The sequence below is a fragment of the Pseudarthrobacter sp. 1G09 genome (genome assembly GCF_050038305.1).
GTDB lineage: Bacteria > Actinomycetota > Actinomycetes > Actinomycetales > Micrococcaceae > Arthrobacter > Arthrobacter equi.
The window spans coordinates 2,036,430-2,060,752 of the sequence record NZ_CP188306.1 but is presented as its reverse complement, the minus strand read 5'-3'; the positions used below and the strand labels follow the sequence as shown (position 1 = coordinate 2,060,752).

The following is a 24,323-nucleotide window of genomic DNA, read 5'->3' as shown; positions in this document are numbered from 1 at the left end:
TGGACATAGGAAGAGAGCGAACCGTGAAGGCAGTAGTTTACAAAGGACCGAACGACGTCAGCGTCGAGGAGATCCCCGACGCCAAAATTGAGCACCCCGCTGACGTGCTGGTGCGCATCACCTCAGCAAACATCTGCGGTTCCGACCTGCACATGTACGAAGGACGCACGAGCTTTGAACCCGGCCGCTCCTTCGGGCACGAAAACCTCGGCGAGGTGGTGGAGACCGGCCCCGCGGTAAGCAAAGTAAAAAAGGGCGACCGCGTGGTTTTACCGTTCAACATCGCCTGCGGATTCTGTAAGAACTGCGAACGCGGCTTCACCAACTACTGCCTGACCATGCAGCCCGAACCCCACCTTGCCGGGGCCGCCTACGGGTTCGCCGACATGGGCCCCTACCAAGGCGGACAAGCCGAATACCTCCGCGTGCCATACGGCGACTTCAACTGCCTGCGCCTGGGCGAAGACTCGGTAGAGAAAGAACTCGACTACGTCATGCTCGCGGACATCTTCCCCACCGGCTGGCACGCCACCGAAATGGCCGGCGTCTACCCCGGGGACTCCGTGGTCATCTACGGCGCAGGACCCGTCGGACTCATGGCCGCCTACTCCGCGATCATCAAAGGCGCCGGAAAAGTCATGGTCGTAGACCGCCACAACGACCGGCTCAAGCTCGCCGAACAAATCGGCGCCATCCCCGTCAACGACTCAGAAGTGGACCCCGTTGAATTCGTCAAAGACCAAACCATGGGCTTCGGCGCAGACCGCGGCTGCGAATGCGTCGGCTACCAGGCCCACGATCCCGGCGGAACCGAACACCCCAACATGACCCTGAACCGGCTCGTGGACTCGGTACGCTTCGTCGGCGGCCTCGGCGTGGTCGGCGTCTTCCTGCCCCAGGACCCCGGCAGCCCCGACAAACTTGAACAACAGGGCCAGATCGCCTTCGACTACGGAAACTACTGGTTCAAAGGACAGACAATGGGCTCAGGCCAGTGCCCCGTCAAAAAATACAACAGGGCGCTGCGCGACCTCGTCGCCGGCGGCAAGGCCAGCCCTTCCTTCATCGTCAGCCACGAACTGACCCTCGATGAGGCCCCCGAGGGCTACAAGAACTTCGACAACCGCGAAGACGGCTGGACCAAAGTCGTCCTCCACCCGGCCAGCGCCTAAGCGGCCCGCAGAGAGGAGAACGTTCGATGTCGAGACGAACAATTTCAAGGATGTGGTGCTAATGCGGGCAATGGTTTACCGCGGACCGTACAAAGTACGGGTCGAAGAAAAGGACATTCCAAACATCGAGCACCCGAACGACGCGATCGTGCAGGTCAGCAGGGGCGCCATCTGCGGGTCTGACCTGCACCTCTACCACGGGATGATGCCCGATACACGGGTGGGGATGACGTTCGGGCACGAGTTCGTGGGCACCGTCCATGAAGTGGGATCTTCCGTGCAGAACGTGGCGGTGGGCGACCGCGTGATGGTCCCCTTCAACGTGTACTGCGGCTCCTGCTATTTCTGTTCCCGCGGCCTATACTCCAACTGCCACAACGTCAACCCGAACGCGACGGCGGTGGGCGGCATCTACGGCTATTCCCACACGTGCGGAGGGTACGACGGCGGCCAGGCAGAATTCGTGCGGGTCCCCTTCGCGGACGTAGGGCCTTCGAAAATTCCGGACTGGATGGATGAGGAGGACGCTGTCCTGCTCACCGATGCCTGCCCCACCGGATACTTCGGCGCCCAGCTCGGCGATATTGCAGAAGGCGATACCGTGGTGGTGTTCGGCGCAGGCCCGGTAGGCCTGTTCGCCGCCAAGTCCTCCTGGTTGATGGGCGCCGGGCGCGTTATCGTGATCGACCACCTGGAGTACCGGCTGGAGAAGGCCCGCAGCTTCGCGCACGCCGAGACGTACAACTTCGCCGAGTACAACGACATCGTGGTGCACCTGAAGAAGGAAACCGACTACCTGGGCGCCGACGTCGTTATTGATGCCGTCGGAGCCGAAGCAGACGGCAATTTCCTCCAGCACGTGACCAGCAGCAAACTGAAGCTGCAGGGCGGGTCCCCCATCGCCCTGAACTGGGCCATAGACTCCGTCCGCAAAGGCGGCACGGTATCCGTGGTGGGGGCCTATGGGCCCCTCTTCAGCGCGGTAAAGTTCGGCGACGCGATGAACAAGGGCCTGACGCTCAGAATGAACCAGTGCCCGGTCAAACGCCAGTGGCCGCGCCTTTTCGAGCACATCCGCAACGGATACCTCAAACCGAGCGACATCGTGACCCACCGTATTCCGCTGGAACACATCGCAGAGGGCTACCACCTCTTCTCCGCGAAGCTGGACAACATCATCAAACCGCTCGTAGTCGTCGGCCAGTCCTGAAAGGAGACCTGCATCATGACCGAGACAGCCACACCATACGTCGCTGACAAACGCATTGCCAGAAGATCCGCGGAAGACCTTCGGGCCCAGATCCCGGGTTGGGGTGCCGACCTCGACCCGGCCGACCGGCCCTCCTACCCCCGGGAACAACCAGGCATAGAGACGGGCGCGCGCTGGGAATTCCCGGAGCGCCAACCGGAGAAATGGCCCCGGGAACGATCCGTCGAACACGCCATGCTGCCACCGGTCTTCGGGACGTCCACGCCCCCGGCCGGTGTATCCGGCGCCATCCGGAAGTACGCCTACAAATACAGCGAAGGCCGCGCCGCGCACTGGCTGCTTCTGGTCGCCGCTGACCGCGTGGACGCCTGGGAACACCACCTCAAGTCCCTTGCGACCATGCGTCCGGATAACCCCGTCACCGAAACAGGGGTGCTCAGCGAGGTCCGGCGGGGCGGCCTCAGCTCGCGGGTCGGTCAAAAACGCGCGGACGTCAACCACCAGTGGATGGATCCGATCGTCGTAGCCGGCCCATGGGTGCTGGCCGGACTGGGTGCTGTTGCAGCCGTCCGGGCACTGCGAAAGCACGGCACAACCTGATACCAGTCCCGCCGGGCGGCGGAAAGGCGGGCACTGGCAGTACCGATGTTCGCGGCGATTCCTCCCGCGGCGACCTGGGGCCCAGGGCACCGCGGAAGGAGTCCCGCCCTGACCCAGTCAGCGGACCATCGGCCCGTCACGGCCAATCGCGTCGGAAGGAAGCTTCTTCAATGTCGCACCTTGATCGCAAGGCCCTAATATCCGCCTTTATAGGCCTGGTTATCGCTCTCGTTCCGGTGCTGCTCGGCGCTCCCGAACTCGGGCCCTTGATCGGATGGTCGGCCGCCGGCGGCGTCTTCCTCATCTGGGCGTGGACAAAAGCGTGGCCCGCCGGCCCGGAGGATACGGGTGAACTCGCCCGCCATGAAGGTAAATCTCGACGGCTCGTTGACTCACTTATTATCAGCGCGACGTTCATCAGTCTCGTGGCGGTCGTCTTTGCATTGATCCGTAGCCAGCAGAAAGACTTCATTGGCGTGGCCGCGGCGATCCTGGCGGCCCTCGGCGTGGTGCTCGCCTGGGCTCTCGTCAACACCGTCTACGCCTTCAAGTACGCCCGGATGTACTACCACGACGACCGTCATCGCTTCCGTTTCAACCAGGACGAAGAGCCGTCATACAGCGATTTCGCCTACGCCGCATTCTCAGTTGGCATGTCCTACAACGCGAGCAACGTGACAGAGTCATCCACTCCCTCCCGCCGGATCGCCCTGGGGCACGCTCTGCTCTCCTACTTCTTCGCCACGTTCGTCGTCGCCGTGGCGATCAACCTTGTCGTCAGCCTCGGCCAAGCCAGTTGACCACCATGCGGGCTGGCGCCGGTCATCAGGAGCAGCCGATCCAGTGAGCTGCGATCGCGAAACTCCACAGCACCAGGAGGGGGTCTATGCCTGCGTGAACAACGGCCCCGCGTAGAAACGACCAATGTCGTTTTAGCGCCACACGACCCACAGCCACTGGCAACTACCCCTGTTTGGGAGCGGCCCGAGCGGAGCTCTCGCGTACAACAAGCGTCGGCGCAATGGGCGTTCGGTCGACTTCCTGCCCCTCCATTGCACCGATGAGTACTTCCATGCTCATCAGCGCCAGAGCATTGAAGTCCTGCCGCACGGTCGTCAGAGGGGGCAGGAAGTAATCCGAGCCTTCGATGTCATCGAAGCCAACGATGCTCACATCGCCCGGGACGCGCACGCCATTTTCGGCGAACGCGCGAATAAGCCCGAGGGCCGTGTGGTCGCTGGCTGCGAAGACCGCTTGGGGGACCTTGTCCTCACGGACCAGGTTGAGCCCGGTTTGGTAGGCCCAACGAGGGCTCCAGTCGCCCTCTAAGCAGAGCCCCGGCCGAAGCCCCGCGTCACGGAGAGCGGCTTCCCAGCCACGCTTGCGGACCCTCCCGTCGAACCAGTCCATCGAGCCGGCGAGGTGGGCGATGTCCGTGTGGCCCAAGTCAATAAGATGTTGGGTGGCCAGACGAGCTCCAAGCTCCTGGTTTTCCGAGTATGTGAAGACATTCGGGGTCGACGACGCCCCCGCTGCAATCATCTCCACCGGTACGCGGCACGATGCATTCCAGATCGCTGCCGCCATGTCAACCACAGGGGCAATGACGATGATTCCTCCTACGCCCACGTCATCGAGGGTGTCGAGGGCGGGCTGCACGGACTCCGCATAGGGCTGGTCAACACTGATAACCGTTGTGGCGTAGCCCTTCTTCCGCGCCACGTTCTCAAGGGCCATGAGAGTGCCCACCGGGCCGAATCGGGGGGACCCGTCGGAAAGTATTCCAATCGACGTCGACCGGCTTGTAACCAGCGCGGTCGCCGCCCGGTTCCGCCGGTACCCGATTTCCTGGATAACCTCCAGAACCCGCTGTCTGGTGGAGGCACTGACATCCGGTGCATCGTTCAGGACACGCGAGACAGTGCCAAACGAAACGCCGGCGACGTGGGCCACATCGTTGATGGTCGGCTTCCGGCGCAACGGGGCCTCCGGAAGCGGGCCTTTGGCCCCGCGCGGAATTGCAGCGTCTGGCATGCTCTCTCCTGTCTCCCCCTCACTGCACCGACGCCGGCGGCAGCAGGCATCGTGCGTCCTCATCCTACGTCGACGGGACACTTCTACAGCTTTTCACTCTGGTGGCTGTGATGGTTGACACCTCACTCCGTAAACGTTTACGATCTCTTCCGTAAACGTTTACGGCGATAACGGAAGCGGTTACGGAAGTGAGCATTCAATGAGGAAGGAGCGCTAAATGCCCGGCACTGTTGCAGACGCACTTGCGCTCGATTCCTGTTTTCGGCTTCGAAATATCAACCGGGGGCAATGGGCAAATCTGGCATTGCTCCTTTCGGACGAAGCAGTCGATGATCTCGTCGCGGCTGTCCGGACTTTCGTGGGCGCTGGCTCTTCGGCTGTCGTCTGCATCTTTGATGACAACGTCCTTTGGGCCAGCATCATCGCCACCGTTACCGATTCGGGCGGGACACCATCGGCGTCCACCATGGACATCCCGGCTGCCGAACTCCGCGGTGAAATGACCAAAGCGGCAGGCCAGGCAGTGAACTGGGTCGAGACCCACCACGGACCGTGTTCCCTGGGCTTATTCGTCGATAAAGAGCGTGCACAGACACTGCTGGCGGCGTCAGACAAGGCCGGCGCTATCCGCTCGGCCGCAGCCGCCGGCGGCCTTGTACTGTCGCCGATTCCCCCGGCGCTGGCTATCGCCCTCGCCTGATCCACCCCAACCACCCACCCCCAAGCACTGGAGAACAATGATGATCCGCAGGCTTCCCCTTATGGCCGTGGCAGCAGTCCTGTCACTTTCGGTCGCCTCCTGCAGCAGCTCGACATCGGCGACGTCAAACGCCCCTGACGCCGGCGTCTCCGAAAAGGCTCAGCAGGCCCTTGACAAGATCACGGGACAGGTTCTGAGCAAAGGCCCCAATGGCGAGACGCCTTCCCCCGCGTCCGTTGCAGATCTGACGCCCGAGGAGATCGAGAAGGTCAAGGCCCTCAACGCCAAAGCAGCAATCGTGATGCACTACGGCGGCAACGACTGGGCCACGGCCCAGGTCAACGGACTTAAGAACGAATTTGAAAAGCTGGGCATCAAGGTCATCGCCACAACCGATGCGAACTTCAAGCCTGACAAGCAGGTATCGGACCTTGAGACCGTGATGACGCAGGACCCGGACATCATCGTGTCCATCCCCACGGACCCCGTGGCCACGGCTTCGGCCTACAAGAAGGCCGCTGCTGCCGGCACCAAACTCGTCTTCATGGACAACGTTCCCCAGGGATTGACGGCCGGCCAGGATTACGTGTCCGTTGTCTCTGCCGACAACTACGGCAATGGCGTCGTGTCCGCCCATCAGATGGCCAAAGCGCTCGGGGGCAAGGGAAAGATCGGCCTGGTCTTCCACCAAGCCGACTTCTTTGTCACCAAGCAGCGCCACGAGGGATTCAAGGACACCATCACCAAGGAGTACCCGGACATCCAGATCGTGGAGGAAAAGGGCATTGCTGGCCCGGACTTTGCCGGAGATGCCCAGGCTGCTGCCAACGCCATGATCAGCAAGTATCCCGACCTGTCAGGCATCTGGGCGGTGTGGGATGTCCCGGCAGAAGGCGTCATGGCCGCGGCCCGCGCCGCCGGTCGACAGGATCTGAAGATCGCCACAGAAGACCTCGGCAAAAATGTTGCCATTGCGCTGGCCAAGGACGAACTCGTTGTGGGCCTGGGGGCGCAGGTTCCGTTCGACCAGGGTGTTACTGAAGCACGGCTGGCCGCAGGGGCGCTTCTCGGCAAGGAAGCACCCGCCTACGTGGCGTTGAGCGCCCTCCCGGTTGACCACTCCAACGTTCTCGAGGCGTGGAAGCAGGTCTACCACGAGGACGCCCCGAAGGACATCCAAGAGTCCTACAAAAAGTAGCCAGACCCGACGGTGCGGGGGCCACGCCCCCGCACCGCGCCGAAAGGGCAACAATGAACACCGCAGACAATGTCGTCGAGATGCGCTCGATTTCCAAGGGCTTCAACGGCGTTTCCGTGCTGAAGGATGTCAGCTTCGACGTCCGCCACGGCGAGGTCCACGCACTGGCCGGCGGTAACGGTGCCGGAAAGTCTACGCTCATGAAGATCCTCCAGGGCGTCTACCAAACCGACGCCGGCGAGATCCTCATCGGGGGAAAACCAGCCTCCATCAACTCCATCCAGGACGCGAAGGCAGCCGGTATCGGGATGGTCTTCCAGGAATTCAGCCTCGTACCCAGCCTCACCGTGGCACAGAACATCTTCCTCGGTACTGAACCGCTCAGCCGGGGCGGGTTCATCGACGACCGCGCCGCAGTGAAGCGGGCCAAGGAAGTCTTCGCCGAGATGGAGGTCGACGTCGAACCCCGCGCCGAGGTTGCCCGGCTCGGCACCGCATACTGGCAGCTGACCGAGATCGCCAAGGCCCTCGCCCAGAACGCCACCGTGCTGATTATGGACGAGCCGACCGCCAGCCTGGCCCGGCACGAGTCCGAAGCCCTCTTCGAATTGATCGACCGCCTTAAGCAGCGTGGCATCTCAATCATCTACATCTCCCACCGCATGGACGAGGTGTACAGGCTCGCAGACCGGATCACCATCCTTCGGGACGGCCGCCATCTCCTCACCGAGCCGCTGACCGACGTCACTCCCGAGCAGATCGTGGAAGGCATTGTCGGGAAGAAGATCGAGGGCCAGCTTTCCTACCGTGCCCGTAACGTCGACCAGGACGGGGTACCCCTGCTGGAAGTCCGCGGCCTGAATGCCGGCCAACGGGTCCGGGACGTTTCCTTCGCGCTCCGGCCAGGCGAGATCCTCGGCCTGGCAGGACTTATGGGCAGCGGACGCACCGAGCTTGCGCGTGCGCTCTTCGGCATTGACAGAGTGGACAGCGGCGAGGTCCTGCTTCGCGGCGAAAAGGTCACTCTTGCTTCTCCGCAGCAGGCCATCAATGCGGGCATTGCCCTCATCCCTGAAGACCGCCGGGCCCAGGGCCTCGTCCTGGAGCACTCCGTCCAGGACAACCTGCTGCTGCCGCTGCTTGGACAGATCCAGCGGGGCCCCCTCCTGGATGGGAGCAAGGGCAAGGAGCTGTCCTCGTCACTGATCAAGAGATTCGCAGTCAAGGTAGCCCACCCACACCGGCCAGTACGGCTGCTCTCGGGCGGCAACCAACAGAAAGTGGTCATCGCCAAGTGGCTGGGCACCGACCCGGACATCCTGATTTTGGACGAACCGACGGCCGGCGTCGATATCGGCACCAAAAGCGAAATCTTGGACATGATCCGGGAACTGGCAAGTAACGGCAAAGCGGTCATCGTCATCTCCTCCGAGTATCCCGAACTACTCGCGGTCAGTGACCGCGTCCTCGTCCTCAAGGACGGCTCCATCATCCGCGACATCCCCCGCAGCGAGATCGCTGACGAGGAATATCTCCAACTTGCAGTCCAGGGAGTCTGAACAGTGAGCAAGGCAAATACCATCGCGCCCCGGGACACCGCGGCAACCCGTAATTTTGGCACCGTCCTGAAAGAACTCGACTGGCGCCGCTACGTCATTTACATCGGCTTCGTCGTCGTATTCCTCTTCTTCGCGGTTCTTCTGCGCGATCAGGGCTTCCTGTCGCCGAACAACCTGCTAAACATTTTCCGGCAGACGGCCACCATCACGGTCATCGCAGTGGGCATGACCTACGTGATCGCATGCGCGGAGATCGACCTGAGCGTCGGGTCCATCGCCGGCCTCTCCAGTGTCTGCACTGCGATGGCCCTCTCCCAGTGGGGCCTGATTCCCGGCATCCTTGCCGGACTCGCCGTCGGGCTCCTGGTCGGATCGGTCAACGGCGCCCTCGTCAGCCTCCTGGGCATCCCCTCCTTCCTGGTGACCCTCGGCATGCTCGGGATAGCCGCCGGCCTAGCACAGTGGATCACCGCCTCTGCGCCGCAACCGATCCTGAACGATACCTTCAACACACTGTTCGGGTCCGGCAACTTCGGCCCCATTCCCGGCCTGGTCGTCTGGAGCGCCATCTTCGTTGCCATTGGCGCCGTCGTGCTGAACCGCACCCGGTTCGGCCGGCAGGTGCTGGCCACAGGCGGCAACCGCAACGCGGCAGAATTCACCGGCATCAACACCAAGCGCATTAAATTCCAGGTGCTCCTCATCTCGGGCGTGGTCGCAAGCGTCGCCGGCATGTTGTACGCGGGCCGCCTCCAGTCGGGCCGATTCCAGTGGGGAGCCGGCGACGAACTCTCCGCCATCGCCGCAGTCATCCTGGGCGGAACCAGTCTTTTCGGCGGATTCGGCTCTATCGTCGGAACTCTCTTCGGTGCCCTGCTGATCGGCCTTATCAACAACGGGCTAATCCTGGCCGGCCTGGACAGCAGCCAGCAGCAGGTGGTCCGTGGCGCAATCATCATCCTCGCCGTAGCCCTCGCCCGAAAGAAGTAGGGACCATGGCTTCCATGCCACGAGCCGGAATCATCGGCACAGGATTCATGGGCTCCGTCCACGCCCACGCGGTGCGCACAGCAGGAAGCACCATCAGCGCAGTCGCCGGAAGCAGTCACGCTTCCGCTGGGCTGGCGGCGGCCAAGCTTGGCGCCGGCGTGGCGGCCGATTCGCCCGAAGCACTCATTGCACGCGATGATGTGGATGTCGTCCACATCTGCACCCCGAATGCGACCCACGCGGACTTGGCACGAAAAGCTATTGCCGCCGGGAAAGCCGTGGTCTGCGAGAAGCCCCTCGCCACCAGCGTGGAGGATGCCCGCGAGCTGACAGAGCTCGTCGATCGCGCCGGCGTGGTCGCCACCGTACCCTTCGTCTACAGGTTTTATCCGGCCGTCCGGGAAGCGCGTGACCGCATCGCACGCGGTGAGGCCGGACGACTCTGGCTGTTGCACGGCTCGTACCTGCAGGATTGGCTGGCCGGTGCGGAAGCCACGAACTGGCGTGTCGATCCGGCGCTGGGCGGGACATCCAGGGCTTTCGGTGACATCGGGGTGCACTGGTGTGACCTGATGGAGTTCACTACCGGCCACCGAATCACCCGCATTATGGCCAGGACAAGCCGGGCCCATGACCAGCGCGAAACCGGCGGCACGTTGTCCTCTGTAGCCACGGAGGACGGTGCAGTGCTCCTGTTCGAGACCGACCTGGGGGCAACGGGTTCGCTGGTGGTCAGCCAGGTCAGCCCGGGGAGGAAAAACCGTCTGTGGTTCTCCTTCGACGGAACAGAGGCGTCCTTCAGTTTCAACCAGGAGCGGCCGGACACCCTGCACATCGGACGCGCAGACTCCAGCACCCACCTTCCCGTGGGGCCACAAACCCTCTCCACCACCGGCGGCCGGCGCTACGCGACACTCCCACCGGGCCATCCCCAGGGATACCAGGACAGCTTCAATGCTTTCGTCGCAGACTCTTACGCGGCGGTGCAGGGCCAGGACCCCGAGGGCCTGCCCACGTTCCGTGATGGTCTCCGCGCCGCACTCCTGACCGAGGCACTCGTCAGGAGCGCGGCCCGCGAAACATGGATTGACGTTCCCGGGATCGGCAACCCGCTCGACTCCTTCAAGTTTTCCCCGGCAGTTGAAAGGCAGAAGCAATGAAACTCGGTTACTGTTCCATCACCTGGGGCGGCGTTGTCGGCCACCCCCAAGGCGTGACAAGCGTCAAGGACCTCTTCTACATGACCCACGGATCCATGAGGGACGCCGTCCGGGACATCGCCTCCGTCGGCTACGAGGGGGTGGAGATGTTCGACGGCAACCTGGCCGAATACGCCGACAAGCCCGAAGAACTCAAGGAGATCCTCAGCAGCAACGGCGTGGCGTTGACCAGCGTGTACACGGGCGCGAACTTCATCTACGCTGACATCCTCCCGGACGAGATGCACCGGATCCAGCGGGCTGCTGAACTGGCGGCGACCTTCGGGGCGGAACGGCTCGTAGTGGGCGGCGGGGCAAGACGGGCGGCCGGAACCAGGGAAGACGACTACCTGCGCCTCGGTGAAGCCCTGGACAGGGTTACCGACATCGCCGAGAGCTTCGGACTCTCCGCGAGCTACCACCCACACCTGAGCACCATCGTCGAAAGCCCGGAGGAGCTGGAAAAGCTCATGCCGCTCACCCGGATCGGCTTTTGCCCGGATACCGCCCATCTCGCAGCCGGCGGAGCGGACCCGGCGGCAGTCATACGGAAGTACCCCGACAGGATCCAGCACGTCCACCTCAAGGACTTCCAGCGGGAGCCGTTCAACTTCCTCCCCCTTGGCAAAGGGGAACTCGATTTCCCGGACATCATCGCCGCGATCCGTGAAAGCGGATACGACAGCTGGCTGATGGTCGAGCTCGATAACTACGACGGCGACCCCAAGGCCGCTGCGGAAATCAGCAGGAAGTACCTCGAGAACATCCTCTGACCCCATTTTTCACCCCACGGGGAGCCACAGCCGGCACGCCCCGTACATCCCGGAAGGAACAGGATTCACATGCAGAACCTCAACGTCGGCCTCATCGGAGGCGGCTTCATGGGCAAGGCCCATTCCCTGGCCTATGCCGCCATGCCCATGTTCTTCTGGCCGGCACCGGCATTGCCGGTCCGCAAAATCATCGCCGAAGCCAACGAGGACCTCGCCGCCGAGGCGGCCCGCCGCTTCGGTTTCGAAAATTCCACCTCGGATTGGCGCAGGATCATCGACGACCCGGACATCCACGTCGTGGACATCGCAACGCCCAACCACCTCCACGCCGAAATCGCCATCGCCGCCGCCGAAGCGGGCAAGCACATCATCTGCGAAAAGCCCCTGGCACGCACCGGCGAGGAATCCAAGGCCATGTATGACGCCGTTAAGGACAAGAACATCGTCCACATGGTTGCCTTCAACTATCGGCGTACCCCTGCAGTCGCGCTGGCAAAGAAATACATCGAAGAAGGCGCGATCGGCCAAATCCTCAGTTTCCGCGGAACCTACCTGCAGGACTGGAGCGCTGACCCCAATTCGCCACTGTCCTGGCGTTTCCAGAAGTCGATCGCAGGTTCCGGCGCCCTCGGTGACATCGCAACACACGTCGTGGACATGGCCCGGTACCTCGTGGGCGAGTTCAGTGCCGTCAATGCCCTTCTCTCGACCTGGATCCCGGAACGGCCGCTTCAGACAGGCGGGGCGGACGCACTCGGCACCGTACGGGGCGGGGAGGGCCCCAAGGGGCAGGTCGATGTCGATGACGAAGTCATGACCATGATCCGTTTCGCCAACGGCGCCGTAGGATCCATTGAGGCGACCCGCAACGCCCACGGCAGGAACAACTACATCACCTTCGAGATCCACGGAACCGAAGGCAGCATCGCCTTCAACTACGAACGGCGTGACGAACTGCAGGTGTGCTTTGCCTCGGACCAGGCCGACCGCCGCGGATTCCGAACCGTCTACACCGGGCCGGCCCACCCGTACGGCGAAGGCCTGTGGCCGATTCCGGCGCTTGGCATCGGCTACGGCGAAACGAAGATCATTGAAGCCCACGACTTCTTCAAAGCCATCGCAGAAGGCGGCAGCGTCAGCCCCAGCTTCGCAGACGGATACCAGGTCGCCCTGATCGACGATGCGATCGTCGAGTCCGCTGCCAAAGAATCGTGGGTTGAGGTCCCGCAGATCGACGCCTGACCCATCCACCTCGGGAGGGGCGGCAATCCGCCCCTCCCCCGGGACCGTCAAGGACCGCAGATGACTCAACCCCTCCTGACCCGCCAAAGCACCGATGAAGTCTGGCTTATGCCCGTCTTCATCGCCAAAGATGGATTCGAAGCCGAGCTTGAAGAAGTCCTCCTGACCCTGCAAACGGCAAGCCGCAAGGACCCTGGGTGCCTGCACTACAGGGTCTTCGCCGACGCCCACAGACCGGGAACGTTCGTCCTTTTCGAAGGATGGTCCCGTTCGGAGGACCTAAGGTCGCATAACGAGGAGAGCCACGTCAAGGATTTCGTGACGCAGGTGGAGCCACTGTTGATGGTCCCCTTCTCCGTAACTCCCCTCACTCCCCTCCCCCGAACCACCGGCGCCACCGAAGGAGCCTGACCATGCCCCGCCCGTTTACCCTGTTCACCGGCCAGTGGGCCGACCTGCCCCTCGAGGAAGTCGCCAAGCTCGCCTCCGGCTGGGGCTACGACGGCCTGGAAATCGCCGTCTCCGGAGACCACCTGGACGCCTGGCGCGTGGACGAACCAGGCTACGTCGAGTCCAAGCTCGAACTCCTGGACAAGTACAACCTCAAGGTCTGGGCCATCTCCAACCACCTCAAAGGCCAGGCCGTCTGCGATGACCCCATCGACTTCCGCCACGAAGCCATCGTCGGCTCCAAAGTCTGGGGCGACGGGGACCCCGAAGGCGTCCGCCAGCGCGCCGCCGAGGAACTCAAGCACACCGCCCGGCTCGCCCGCGCACTCGGCGTGGACACCGTCGTCGGGTTCACCGGCTCCTCCATCTGGCAATACGTCGCCATGTTCCCGCCTGCCCCGGAGAAAGTCATCGACGCCGGCTACCAGGACTTCGCCGACCGCTGGAACCCCATCCTGGACGTCTTCGACGACAACGGCGTCCGTTTCGCCCACGAAGTCCACCCCTCCGAGATCGCCTACGACTACTGGACCACCGTCCGCACACTCGAAGCGATCGGCCACCGCGAAGCGTTCGGCCTGAACTGGGACCCCTCGCACATGATGTGGCAGGGCATGGATCCGGTCTCCTTCATCTGGGACTTCAAGGACCGGATCTACCACGTGGACTGCAAAGACACCAAGGTCCGCCAGACCGGCCGGAACACCGTCCTGGGCTCCCACCTGGCCTGGGGCGATCCGCGCCGCGGCTGGGACTTCGTCTCGGCCGGCCGGGGCGACGTGCCCTGGGAAGCGTCCTTCCGGGCGCTGGCAGCCGTCGGTTACGACGGCCCCATTTCAGTGGAATGGGAAGACGCCGGCATGGACCGCCTCCACGGCGCCCCCGAAGCTCTCGCAGCCCTGAAAAAGTTCGACTTCCCCGCCTCCCAAACCAGCTTCGACGCCGCCTTCAGCAGCAAAGGGTAAGCAACACGAGGCCTAGCAAGCCGTTTCAACGTGCCCAACCGGCCGTGCGACCCGGACAGGACCATATTTTCAAACCTCTACCGCGCCCGCGATTCTCCGAATGAGGCTGGCATCGTCGGGGTGGCGATCACGCAGTTCAATCTGCTGTTGGTCCCCTCAGTCTGTAAAGCGGGAGGCCTACATCCGCTGCATATGAGGTTGAATCCTCGGTTAACCTGCAAGGGCTCCCCGGCCCGGCCGGGGATATGCCTGGGGTGTGCTCCAAATCGCTGGACTCGCCTTCCCGAGTGCTCCGCCCCAACTACTGGTCATTCTGACCGCACCTCCCGTCGACGTACTAAAGAAGGATTTGTGTCCTACAAGTTGCAAGAACCGGAAGTCCGGGCTGCCGTCTCCCTAATAAGCGGCGGGCTCTCCGCAAGCCCTGAGCATCCACTTTCCCTTGAAGTCATCACTTTGAAGGAGCCCCAAAGCAGAGACGAAAAGCTGAACCGTGCCATCAGCAGACTTATACCCGCCGCTCTTGAACGCCGGCAGGGTATTTTGGTCATACAACGTGATTTCGGGATGTATACCGTTCGCCTCGACCGAGAAGTGCCATGCGGCACAACTAGGGAAGTTCGAATAGATCGTTGAGACTGGGACCAGCACAGCTTGGTTGCGCCGTCCATATAGCCTTGAGGACAAAAACGCGCGCCCTGAAGCAAACACCCTCGTGGGCGCCGCGGCGGCGGCTCAAGCGCCCACCAGAAGGGTGGCAAGCGGGGTCGCTATGCGGAAAGCGACTTATCTCCGTTACCATCTTCGTGCTGTGAAAGAGTTCACTAGCATGAATGTAAGGCAGATCAATTGTTCTGAGTTCCTCATTAGGTGCGCGCTCGAGCAACTGCAGGACTCACCAAAAACCCCTAACGCTCGGGTGTGTTGGACGTCTTGTTGTCAGTCTGGCGTTAGAACCTCTTGCCATTGCCACACAGCGTCGGGTCAGGGCGAAAGTCACTTCATCCGCATGCCCGGAGAGCAGCCTTAGATACACACCTGACACCAGGCTCAATGATCACGTCCTCGAAAAAGCAGATATAAGTGTGGACAATGTCCACACTCGCTTTGGCAGGACAAACGGCGGCACAGAGCTCTCGCGCGCAGGTCCTGATACACCTTCTAGCATCCCTCGCACGGCAATTACGGCGGGTCATGTTGTTCCCGCTCAACCGGCACATGAATAGGTGTAGGCCACCAACGGCCCACCCGACAAAACCGGAATGAGGCCCCACAGAACCCCCGCATAGCAGGCGGAGCGCCCACCAGCCAGGGCACTGACCCCGCCACCCCACACACCTGCATAGCCCTCGCGGCAGCCAGGCCTAAGCCCGCACCCACAGCGTCAGAGGCGCGTCAGCGCAAGCTTTGTCCACACGTTAAAGCAAAAAACCTCTGACCTGCGAAAAACACTGTGCCCGAGGTGGGACTCGAACGAGATTCCGGGCCCTGCAAACACTGGGAAGCGGCGGAAACATGCGGAATCCGGGCCGGTTCGGCGGCTGTACGGGCCAGTCCGAGGTGGAAAGTGTGGACAACGTCCACACTTTCTTTTTAGCTCGGTCGACACGCCTCCGAGGCATGACTCATTCCCGCAGGTAGAACAGATTGCACGCCGGCCGATCTCCATCTGCCCGAGCAAAGAACACCTCAACACACTGGGGCTTACAGGTTCCATATTGACGTGCGCTATCGATGGGCCTTGCAGCAAGGGATGCAAGGCCGGTGTATCGTTCAGAGGCTTTTCGGTGCACTAGATGAACTGCCGGTGTGGTTAAGGACCGATAACTAGGGTATGAGAATGCCTTTCCCTTGAAGTCGGCCCTCTTCAAGTTCCTGATGCGCGCGGCACGCATCTGATAGGGGGTATTGTGCGCTTACAAAGACCTTGAGTGCATTGCTCCCAGCAGCAGTGAAGATCTCCGAGGAGCGCCAGCGCCGCTCGACGGGATTTTGTAAATACGATGCCATGGATGGCTGCATCAGGGTGATTGACTTAGCGGCTATCGTTCCTTGCAGATCGACGGGAGGGACAGGACCCGAGCGTTGGCCGAACGACACCAAGGCGCCGCGAACAGTGAGCGAGGCAATTGATTCAGCAAAGGTGTCCCTACCGACGCAGTCGTACACGACATCGACCCCGCGTCCATCGGTAAGGTTGCGGACGTCCGTGTTGAAGTCGGCGCGACGGAAGTTTTGATCTGCTCCGGCTTGCAGAGCGAGGGCTTCCCTTTGGTCCGTCGGCGCAGTAGTCATGACCCGGGCGCCCTTGGCCTTGAGCAGTTGGATAAGGAGCAAGCCCATTTCGTCTCCGCCTGTGTTGACCAGTGCCGTGTGGTGGCCGCCGACAGCAAACGAGGAATTTATCAAGTAGTGGGCAGTCAGCCCTTGGAAAGTTAGTGCGGCCGCGGTGACATCGTCGACGTCATCAGGTATTGGCAAAGCTCTTTCCGCGTCGACCAGGACGTATTCCGCGTAGCAGCCGACGCTCTCTGCCGTGGCTATGCGATCGCCTTCGCTAAATCCTTCAGTCCCTTCTGCTGCTTGTACGACAGTTCCTGAGGCTTCCGTGCCGGGTATGTAAGGAAAAAGGGCCTTGCGCGTGCCTCTGCGTTCAAGGGTGTCTCTGAAGTTAATCCCAGCAGCGGCCACCCGCACCAGCAACTGCCCCCGCTGAGGAACAGGGCGTGGAACCGTTAGATAGTTCAATACTTCGGGCCCGCCGGCGCGGGTGGCAACGATTGCGTGTGGCATAGCGTCCTTGGTAGGGGTTTCAGTTGGTTTCGGCCGCCTGCAGGTTCAATGCCACGTCGACGATCATATCTTCCTGTCCTCCTACATAGCCGGCTTTGCCCACTTCCTGGAGGATCTGCCAGGCCGGCACCCCGTAGCGTTCTGCTGCCCGCTCTGCATGGATAAGGAATGAGGAATAGACCCCGGCGTAGCCTTGCATGATTGAAGCACGGTCCATGACGGGCATGCGGGTGATGATGGGTTTCACAATGTCTTCCGCTGCGGCCATCAGACCCTGGGTGTCTACGCCCGTCGAGATATTGAGCCGATCGAATGCTGCAGCAAGTACTTCCGTGGGCGAATTGCCTGCCCCTGCTCCCAAGGCAACAAGAGTGCCGTCGATCTGCCGCGCACCGGCGCGTACAGCGAAGACCGAATTGGCGACGCCGAAGCTCAGGTTTTGGTGGCCATGGAACCCTACCTGTGCATCGGCACCGAGTTCGGTCACCACGGCCGCGACCCGATCGGAGACATCTTCAAGAATTAGGGCGCCGGCTGAGTCGACGACGTAAACGCACTGACATCCGGAATCCGCCATGATGCGGGCCTGCTTGGCGAGTTCCTCGGGACTGGCGCGATGGGAGAGCATGAGGAACCCTACGGTTTCCATGCCTAAATCCCGTGCGTGGGAGAAATGTTGAGTGGAGATGTCTGCTTCGGTGCAGTGGGTCGCGATCCGCGCAACTGTTGCGCCGACGTCGTATGCCTGGTTGAGGTCGTGAATGGTGCCCAGGCCCGGAAGCATGAGCACGGCGATCCTGGCGCGTTTGGCTTCATCGACAGCGGCCTTGATGAGTTGCAGCTCCGGCGTCAGGGAAAACCCGTAGTTGAAGGACGAGCCACCCAGGCCGTCTCCGTGGGTCACTTCGATCACTTCGACATGGGCATCGTCGAGGGCCCGGACTACGCTTCGTACGTGCGCTTCGGTGAATCGGTGACTCATTGCGTGGGAACCATCACGCAGAGTGGTATCTGTCAGGCGGATGCTGGAACCGCTGTTTTCGGTAGTGGTCATGATTGGCTCCTGGTGTTGTCGGTGGAGGCTGTGACGAGCTCAGACTCGTCCATCTTCTCGGCAAGCAAGTCTGCAGTGCGGGTTGCTGCCGCGGTGATAATGTCCAGGTTGCCGGCATATTCGGGAAGGTAGTCCGCGGCACCTTTGACCTGGACCCACACGCCTACCCTGCCGGCACCATTCCAATCGTCGCGGGCGCTATCGAACTGTGGTTCGACACGCAGTTCGTAACCAGGAACGTATTCGCGGGTTTTTTCGACAGCCTCGCCGATTGCAGCCCGGATCCGATCCTGGGTCGGGCCCGGTTCGGCCGCTTCTGCCGGTATGGCGCAGTAGATGGTGTTCCTCATGATCATGGGAGGCTCTACCGGGTTGATGATGATAATTGCTTTGCCTTGCTTGGCGCCACCGACGAGCTGGAGCGCCTCTGCGGTAGTTTCCGTGAACTCATCGACGTTGGCACGTGTGCCCGGGCCAGCAGACTTCGACGCTATGGATGCCACGATTTCCGCATAATCCACTGGAACTACCGACGAGATCGCGGCGACGATCGGCGTAGTCGCTTGGCCGGCGCAGGTAATCATGTTGACGTTTATAGTGTCGGTGATTGATTCCAAATTAACTACCGGGGCGACGTAAGGTCCCACCGCGGCAGGGGTGAGGTCGATGGCCCGGATGCCCGCCGCCCGGTACTTCGGGGCATTCGCCGCATGGGCTTTAGCGGACGTACATTCAAATACGAAGTCCGGTTTGTCCTCCTGCGCCAGCAGCCACTCGACGCCTTCTGAGGAGACTGTCACGCCGAGGCGGGCTGCGCGGGCTAGGCCGTCAGAGTTGGGGTCGATGCCGATCATGTATTTGACTTCGACGTTTTTCGAGCGACGCATGATCTTGAACATCAAGTCGGTCCCGATGTTGCCTGAACCGACAATTGCGGCGGTCTTCTTGGCCATGTGGGTTTCCTTTGATTGGTAGCCGTTGTTATGCGTGGGCTAGGTGAAGTGGATTGTCAGAGATCCAAGGTCGCCGAAGTCTGCGGTCGCGCTGCTGTCAGCAACCACCGGAAGGGCCTTGGTGAATGATCCCGGGAGGACAAGGTGTCCGGCTTCCAAGGCAACGCCTTGTTCTCCCAAAATGTTGGCCAACCAAACCAGCGCCAGGATCGGGTCACCCATGACAGCCTGGCCAGTACCGGTTTCCACCGGATGGTCGTCAATGCGCAGGGTGCATTCGACCTGTTTGAGTTCGTCGACGGGGATATCCAGCGGCGTTCGGCCGACTGCGATGGCGCCGCAGGAAGCATTGTCCGCCACGGTGTCCACCAATCGGATATTCCAGTCAGCGATGCGTGAATCGATGATTTCGATCGCAGGGTAGACGGCTTCCACGGCATCAACTGCTTGCTGGTAGGTGACGCCGGGGCCCTGGAGTGCCTCTTTGAGCAGGAAGCCGAATTCTGGCTCAACTTTTGGAGAGATGAAACTGTCGCTGGGGATTTGTGCTCCGTCGTGATGGACCATGTCTTCGAAGAAGAAACCGAAGTCGGGCGAGTCGACGCCAAGTTGTGCTTGCATGGCTTGGGAGGTCAAGCCGACTTTCCTTCCGGCGAGGATCCTGCCGGCTGCCAGGTGTTGCTTCAATTGGTCGGCCTGAACCTCGTACGCATCCTGGATGGTCATGGCGGCCAGCCGGTCACGCAAGGGTGGCACAGGGGCTCGGTTAACTGTGGCGGTGAGCAGCTCTTGGGCGAAGCCCTGCAGGACTTCTTTCCGCCGCTGCCCGGTCTTGGTGGTTGTATACATAGTTGTTCCTATCAGCGCGTGAAGACTTGCCGGTTTGTCGTTGTTGGCAGCTGGAGGTTCCATGGACGGTCCTCGACTGGCTTATCTATGGCCCGTGGGGCTCAATGCCGGCGTGGATAGGCTGTGCTGCTGCGATTCCCTGTCCCATTGGGCTGCTGCAGTGCCCTCTTCTCTCAGCACGGTCTTCCGCACTTTGCCGTTTTCGGTTTTCGGGAGGTCCTGAACAATGCGTATGAAGCGCGGGATCGCGTACTTCGCAAGCCGAGGCTCGCAAAAGGCTTCGATGTCGCTGAACTCCAGGGATTCCTTGGTGATGATTGCAGCCATGACTTCGTCTTCACCGAGTTCGGAGTCAACGGCGTAGACTGCGGCTTCGCTGATCAAAGGGTGTTCGAGAAGGACGTGTTCTACTTCGGCTGAGGATATGTTCTCGCCCCTGCGGCGGATGACGTCCTTGATCCTGTCCACGAACCGCACCCAGCCGTCTGCTTCCACCACGACGCGGTCCCCCGTATGGAACCAGAGGTCCTTCCAAGCCGCGACGGTGGCTTCGGGCATCCGATAGTAGCCAGTGGCGAAGGCATGGGGTTGGTCGCTGCGCAGCAGCAGCTCACCTGCTTGTCCGGCGGGAACTTCCAACCCGTGCTCGTCGACGACACGGGCACTGAAACCGGGCTGCACTCTTCCCATGTAGCCGGGCCTTTGCTCGCTACGGCTGGAGGCCACGATTGAGTTGGTTTCGGTTGAACCGTAGCCGTCCATCAGGGTGATCCCGAACCGATCGCGGAAAGATGCCAACAACCCGGCAGGTGTTGCCGGCGCGAGCGCGGCGACCACTCCGTGCGCCCGGTCCAGTGGAGTAGGTGGTTTGCTGGCGAGGATGCTCACCATGGCGCCGAGCAGATACGTGAATGTCGCGCCTGCGCTGTGAACATCCGACCAGAACCGCGAGGCCGAGAATCGGGGTCCCAGGACGTATTCGGCACCGCTGACCAATGCCTGGCTGAACGCGTTCAGGGCGTTTGTATGGAAAAGCGGCAAACAGGTGTACAGAACGTCTGCCTCTGTGATTTCAAGCTGACGAGAGACATTTACGCCCCACCAGTAAAACTGCCCATGCGGGCATTGAACACCTTTGGACACTCCGGTGGTACCGGATGTGTAAAGGATCGCTGCCGTGTCCCCGGGTAGTACGGGCGCAGGCTCAGCAGGGGAAGTTGTCTCGGGCAAGCCTGTGACAGGGTAGCGACTATCAAGCGCTGAAGCTGCCTCATCAAACCGCCAAATGTGGCGCAATGCAGGAAGGTCAGGGAGCCTATCCACATGTTCAAGCAGCGCCGACTCCGTAACAAGGAGTGATGACTCAGAATTGGCAAGGATGTGATGGAGCTGCTCTCCTCGTGCGGCCGTATTGATGGGAACAGCAATTGCTCCCACCCATGCGCACCCCAGGATGAGATCAAGAAGTTCGATGCGGTTGCTGGACATCAGTGCGACACGGTCACCCGGGCGAATACCGTGCTTCAACAGCACTCCCCCGGCCAGGGCCACAGCTTCGAGCATTTGCCGACCATCGCGTCTAACGGAACCGCAGCGCAAAAGCGGCGCGTCCGGGTGTTCTTGTGCCCGGTCCATCAACAGGCCGGGAACCGTCATGGAGGCGGCACCTGAACCTGCACGGTAGGTATCTTCGGACATGGTTCTCCTAAATTTAGTATCTCTGGAAAGGTACGTAGCCAGCCAGCGCCGTCTCTTGGCTGTCCGTATTGGTGAGGCTGATACGGTCGCCCGCCCTGGCTGTCCCCCCAAGAATCCGGGCAATGAATTGAAGGTCCTCCGGGCAGGCGATGGTGGCTGTTTGCTGCCCGTTGGAGAGCAGCGTGACAGTTTCAACCACTCCAAAATCGATGTCATCTTCGATGAAGGAGGTGTCGGAGCAGTTGGAGCAGATGAGCCGGAACGGGAAGTAGGCAGCCCGGCAATTGGCGCATCTTTGGAATACGGCACTCATTCGGCGGCCTCCAACACTGTCATGTTTGCGCAGGCGCCGTAGCGGTACAACACCATGCCGTACCCGCTTACTGCGGCAAGTCTCGCTTGCACCTGCCTGTCTCCTCCTTGACCCCGCAACTGCCGTGTGGCCTCGACCAGGCCATGCATTCCGCCAGCTGATCCCGCCTGACCGGCGGAGAGCTGCCCTCCTGAAGTGTTGAGGGCGAGTTCCCTGGATTGAATCCGGGCCCGGATAAAGTCCGGGATGTCCGCGCCATCAGTAATGGCTCCCATGTCCGCGAGCTGCGCGACGACCATGGCGGGATAGTCGTCGTAGACACTAATGACATCCATATCCTGCGGAGAGACACCTGCCCTCTCCCACGCCAACGGTGCGCACATCCGCAGACCGGTGACCAGACCGTCACCCTTCTGGTGGTCCGAATTATAGGACGCAGTGGTTGAAAGAACTCTCGCCCGGCGGCGCCCACTTGCTCTTTCATCTGCAACCAGCACAATCGCATCGGCACCGGTAACGGGGGGTACACAGTCAAATCGGCCCAGGGGCGTTGCGACCATCGGTGCATCGAGGTACTGCTCAAGCGTCAGCGGCGCTCGATAGACCGCCCCTGGGTTCAGGGCCGCCCACTGCCGCTGGGCCACGGCAATGCGTCCATAGTCCTCCCGAGTCAGACCAAACTTCTCCATCTGGCGGGTAGTCAGCATGGCAAAAAGCGCGTTGGGACCTGACATCGGCAACGGGGTCAAATGGTCAGCCGTGGCCCGGTTGTACTTCGCAACGAGGTTGGCGAAGGCACCATGGTCCATGAGATCGCCCGCAGCGAGTACAACAACCGAGGCATCGCCCGCTTCGATGGCGTGGACTGCGTGCTGCAGCATGTTCCCGGCGCTGGCACCACCGTTGGTATCTTGCATGAGCCACGTCAGCTTCAGACCCATCCTCCATGCGAGGTCGATAGCGTGGTCTGGGTCCAAGGTAAAGCTTGATACTGCGAAACCGTCGACGTCGTTGGGGGGAAGCCCGGCATCTTTGAGCGCGCGGCTCACCGCGTCAACGAGTGTGCCCGATGTTGTGGTCCCCGGTTGTGGATGCCGCGTGTACGGAGATTCGCCGGCGCCGATGATGGATACTGCCATGTCTGGTTCTCTTCTGTTCAGTTGGGTGGAGCCCACGGAGTGCCACAGTGGGGGCTCCACCGGGAATGGACGAGGCTAGCGGCGGCCGACTCTAATGTCGTCGATGTGCTTCTGGGTATCCGTAGGGGATGTTCGGTGCTGGCCCACGTTCCTGGAAAAGGCCAACGCAATCAGTGTGATGGCAGCTAGGCCGATCGCGTACAGGGCAACCGGCGTTGAGCTGTTGTAGGTCAGCAGGAGTGCGGTAGCGATGAATGGTGCCAGTCCGCCGGCAAAAACAGCTGCTACTTCGTGGCCCAGTGCCATTCCTGAATAGCGGACTTCGGGGCTGAACAGTTCGTGGAAGAAGGCGGGCTGGGCCCCGATCATCGCGGCGTGGCAAATTCCGTTTCCGATGAAGTAGGCGAGAACAATAAGGCCTGGCGAGTTCGAGTCGATGAGCCAGAAGAAGGGGAAGGCCATGAGTGCCAGTGCGGTGGCCCCAATTGCGTATACTTTTCGGCGGCCGATCTTGTCGGATAGATGCCCAAAGAAAATGATGGTGCAGAACGCAAACAGCATCGAGAGCATGACGCCCAACAGCAGCGTTCCCCGTTCGACTCCCACATGCACACCGTAAACAAGGGAGAATGACAGCAGCAGATAGGAGCCACCGTTTTCTGCCATCCGGAGACCCATGGCGACCAGGATTTCCTTGGGGTGTGTCCGCAGTGCCGCCAGTACCGGCAACGCCGCCCGTTCGCCGTCGTTCTTGACCTGTTCGAATTCTTTGGTCTCCGGCAAGCGGAACCGGATGTACATTCCCACGCCGAACAACAGGATGCTCAAGAGGAACGGCAAGCGCCAGCCCCACGCCAGGAATTGTTCCTCTGGAAGTAGCTGGGCGAGATAGAAAGCTGCCGAGGCGAGGACAAATCCGAGGGTAACGCCGCCCTGGCTGAAGGCCGAAAACAAGCCGCGGCGCTTATCCGATGAGTTTTCGCTGATGATCAGAACGCCGCCGCCCCACTCACCGCCGGCAGCGATGCCTTGGAGAACGCGCAGAACGACCAGCAATATGGGGGCCCAGATGCCTACCTGCTGGTACGTGGGCAGCAGGCCCATCAGGAAGGTGGCGATACCCATGATGGTCAGGGTCAACACCAGGGCCGTTTTCCGGCTCACCCGATCACCGATGTGACCGAAGAGAATCCCGCCAAAAGGACGGGCAGCGAACCCAACCGCGAAGCCTACGAAGGCTCCCAAAGTACCAACAAGCGGGTCAGTGCCGGCCGGGAAGAACAGTTTTCCGAATACGATGGCAGCCGCCGTCGCATAGAGGAAGAAGTCGTACCATTCGAGCGAATTCCCGATGAGGGATGCAACGATATAGCGCTTAATTCCATGGCTTTTGGCGTCGCTGGCGCCTGGGGCTTTTTGTGACATGAGCGTC

General features: G+C 61.4%; 22 protein-coding genes. 13 read left to right on the top strand and 9 right to left on the bottom strand.

The window, feature by feature from the left end:
- The first annotated feature begins 23 nt into the window (after positions 1-23).
- From ACP3TD_RS09480 to ACP3TD_RS09465, 4 genes are all read left to right on the top strand, one after another.
- The gene (locus tag ACP3TD_RS09480; protein WP_426767001.1) at positions 24-1,172 is read left to right on the top strand and encodes a glutathione-independent formaldehyde dehydrogenase; all 1,149 of its coding nucleotides are present in this window, start codon (positions 24-26) and stop codon (positions 1,170-1,172) included.
- A gap of 61 nt (positions 1,173-1,233) precedes the next feature.
- Entirely contained in the window at positions 1,234-2,382 is a 1,149-nt protein-coding gene (locus tag ACP3TD_RS09475) for a zinc-dependent alcohol dehydrogenase (RefSeq protein WP_426766999.1), read from the top strand.
- A gap of 15 nt (positions 2,383-2,397) precedes the next feature.
- Complete coding sequence (locus tag ACP3TD_RS09470; RefSeq protein ID WP_426766998.1) at positions 2,398-2,982, top strand: hypothetical protein; 585 nt, start codon at positions 2,398-2,400, stop codon at positions 2,980-2,982.
- Between the two features lie 170 nt (positions 2,983-3,152).
- Positions 3,153-3,782, top strand: a complete 630-nt coding sequence (locus tag ACP3TD_RS09465; RefSeq protein WP_426766996.1) for a DUF1345 domain-containing protein — start codon at positions 3,153-3,155, stop codon at positions 3,780-3,782.
- Between the two features lie 163 nt (positions 3,783-3,945).
- Here ACP3TD_RS09465 and ACP3TD_RS09460 read toward each other — a convergent pair whose 3' ends face one another.
- Complete coding sequence (locus ACP3TD_RS09460; protein WP_426766994.1) at positions 3,946-5,016, bottom strand: LacI family DNA-binding transcriptional regulator; 1,071 nt, start codon at positions 5,014-5,016, stop codon at positions 3,946-3,948.
- Between the two features lie 217 nt (positions 5,017-5,233).
- On the opposite strand from ACP3TD_RS09460, the gene ACP3TD_RS09455 reads away from it, so the two are divergent.
- The 9 genes from ACP3TD_RS09455 (at position 5,234) to ACP3TD_RS09415 (ending at position 14,092) form a co-directional block, all read left to right on the top strand.
- Positions 5,234-5,716 (top strand): hypothetical protein, encoded by a 483-nt coding sequence (locus ACP3TD_RS09455; RefSeq protein ID WP_426766993.1) that lies wholly within the window; start codon positions 5,234-5,236, stop codon positions 5,714-5,716.
- A gap of 61 nt (positions 5,717-5,777) precedes the next feature.
- On the top strand, positions 5,778-6,914 hold the full coding sequence (locus ACP3TD_RS09450; protein ID WP_426766992.1) for a substrate-binding domain-containing protein: 1,137 nt from the start codon (positions 5,778-5,780) through the stop codon (positions 6,912-6,914).
- Positions 6,915-6,967: 53 nt separating this feature from the next.
- Entirely contained in the window at positions 6,968-8,473 is a 1,506-nt protein-coding gene (locus tag ACP3TD_RS09445) for a sugar ABC transporter ATP-binding protein (protein WP_426766991.1), read from the top strand.
- 3 nt (positions 8,474-8,476) lie between these two features.
- Positions 8,477-9,463, top strand: coding sequence for an ABC transporter permease (locus ACP3TD_RS09440; RefSeq protein ID WP_426766990.1), 987 nt, complete (start codon positions 8,477-8,479; stop codon positions 9,461-9,463).
- A 5-nt stretch (positions 9,464-9,468) separates the two neighbouring features.
- Complete coding sequence (locus tag ACP3TD_RS09435) at positions 9,469-10,623, top strand: Gfo/Idh/MocA family protein (protein WP_426766989.1); 1,155 nt, start codon at positions 9,469-9,471, stop codon at positions 10,621-10,623.
- Positions 10,620-11,435 (top strand): sugar phosphate isomerase/epimerase family protein, encoded by an 816-nt coding sequence (locus ACP3TD_RS09430; RefSeq protein WP_426766987.1) that lies wholly within the window; start codon positions 10,620-10,622, stop codon positions 11,433-11,435. The genes ACP3TD_RS09435 and ACP3TD_RS09430 overlap by 4 nt, the downstream gene beginning before the upstream one ends.
- A 69-nt stretch (positions 11,436-11,504) precedes the next feature.
- Entirely contained in the window at positions 11,505-12,677 is a 1,173-nt protein-coding gene (locus ACP3TD_RS09425) for a Gfo/Idh/MocA family protein (RefSeq protein ID WP_377203286.1), read from the top strand.
- A gap of 60 nt (positions 12,678-12,737) precedes the next feature.
- Positions 12,738-13,088, top strand: coding sequence for a putative quinol monooxygenase (locus ACP3TD_RS09420; RefSeq protein ID WP_426766986.1), 351 nt, complete (start codon positions 12,738-12,740; stop codon positions 13,086-13,088).
- A gap of 2 nt (positions 13,089-13,090) precedes the next feature.
- A complete protein-coding gene (locus tag ACP3TD_RS09415) occupies positions 13,091-14,092 on the top strand; it encodes a sugar phosphate isomerase/epimerase family protein (protein WP_426766984.1) in 1,002 nt (333 codons plus the stop codon).
- A 1,827-nt stretch (positions 14,093-15,919) separates the two neighbouring features.
- Here the strand turns inward: ACP3TD_RS09415 and ACP3TD_RS09410 are convergent.
- The 8 genes from ACP3TD_RS09410 to ACP3TD_RS09375 all read right to left on the bottom strand — a co-directional run bounded on the left by ACP3TD_RS09410 (position 15,920) and on the right by ACP3TD_RS09375 (position 24,316).
- On the bottom strand, positions 15,920-16,885 hold the full coding sequence (locus ACP3TD_RS09410) for a quinone oxidoreductase family protein (RefSeq protein WP_426766982.1): 966 nt from the start codon (positions 16,883-16,885) through the stop codon (positions 15,920-15,922).
- Between the two features lie 19 nt (positions 16,886-16,904).
- On the bottom strand, positions 16,905-17,939 hold the full coding sequence (gene dmpG / locus ACP3TD_RS09405) for a 4-hydroxy-2-oxovalerate aldolase (protein WP_426766980.1): 1,035 nt from the start codon (positions 17,937-17,939) through the stop codon (positions 16,905-16,907).
- Positions 17,936-18,892: an acetaldehyde dehydrogenase (acetylating) gene (locus tag ACP3TD_RS09400; protein WP_426766978.1), complete on the bottom strand. Its 957-nt coding sequence runs from the start codon at positions 18,890-18,892 to the stop codon at positions 17,936-17,938. The genes dmpG and ACP3TD_RS09400 overlap by 4 nt, the downstream gene beginning before the upstream one ends.
- Positions 18,893-18,931: 39 nt before the next feature.
- Entirely contained in the window at positions 18,932-19,741 is an 810-nt protein-coding gene (locus tag ACP3TD_RS09395; RefSeq protein ID WP_426766976.1) for a 2-keto-4-pentenoate hydratase, read from the bottom strand.
- Positions 19,742-19,822: 81 nt separating this feature from the next.
- Positions 19,823-21,439, bottom strand: coding sequence for an ATP-dependent acyl-CoA ligase (locus ACP3TD_RS09390; RefSeq protein WP_426766974.1), 1,617 nt, complete (start codon positions 21,437-21,439; stop codon positions 19,823-19,825).
- Positions 21,440-21,452: 13 nt separating this feature from the next.
- Positions 21,453-21,752, bottom strand: coding sequence for a zinc ribbon domain-containing protein (locus tag ACP3TD_RS09385; RefSeq protein ID WP_426766972.1), 300 nt, complete (start codon positions 21,750-21,752; stop codon positions 21,453-21,455).
- Complete coding sequence (locus tag ACP3TD_RS09380; RefSeq protein WP_426766971.1) at positions 21,749-22,891, bottom strand: thiolase family protein; 1,143 nt, start codon at positions 22,889-22,891, stop codon at positions 21,749-21,751. Before ACP3TD_RS09380 ends, ACP3TD_RS09385 begins: the two co-directional genes overlap by 4 nt.
- 75 nt (positions 22,892-22,966) lie before the next feature.
- Positions 22,967-24,316 (bottom strand): MFS transporter, encoded by a 1,350-nt coding sequence (locus ACP3TD_RS09375; protein ID WP_091466909.1) that lies wholly within the window; start codon positions 24,314-24,316, stop codon positions 22,967-22,969.
- Between the last annotated feature and the right edge of the window lie 7 nt (positions 24,317-24,323).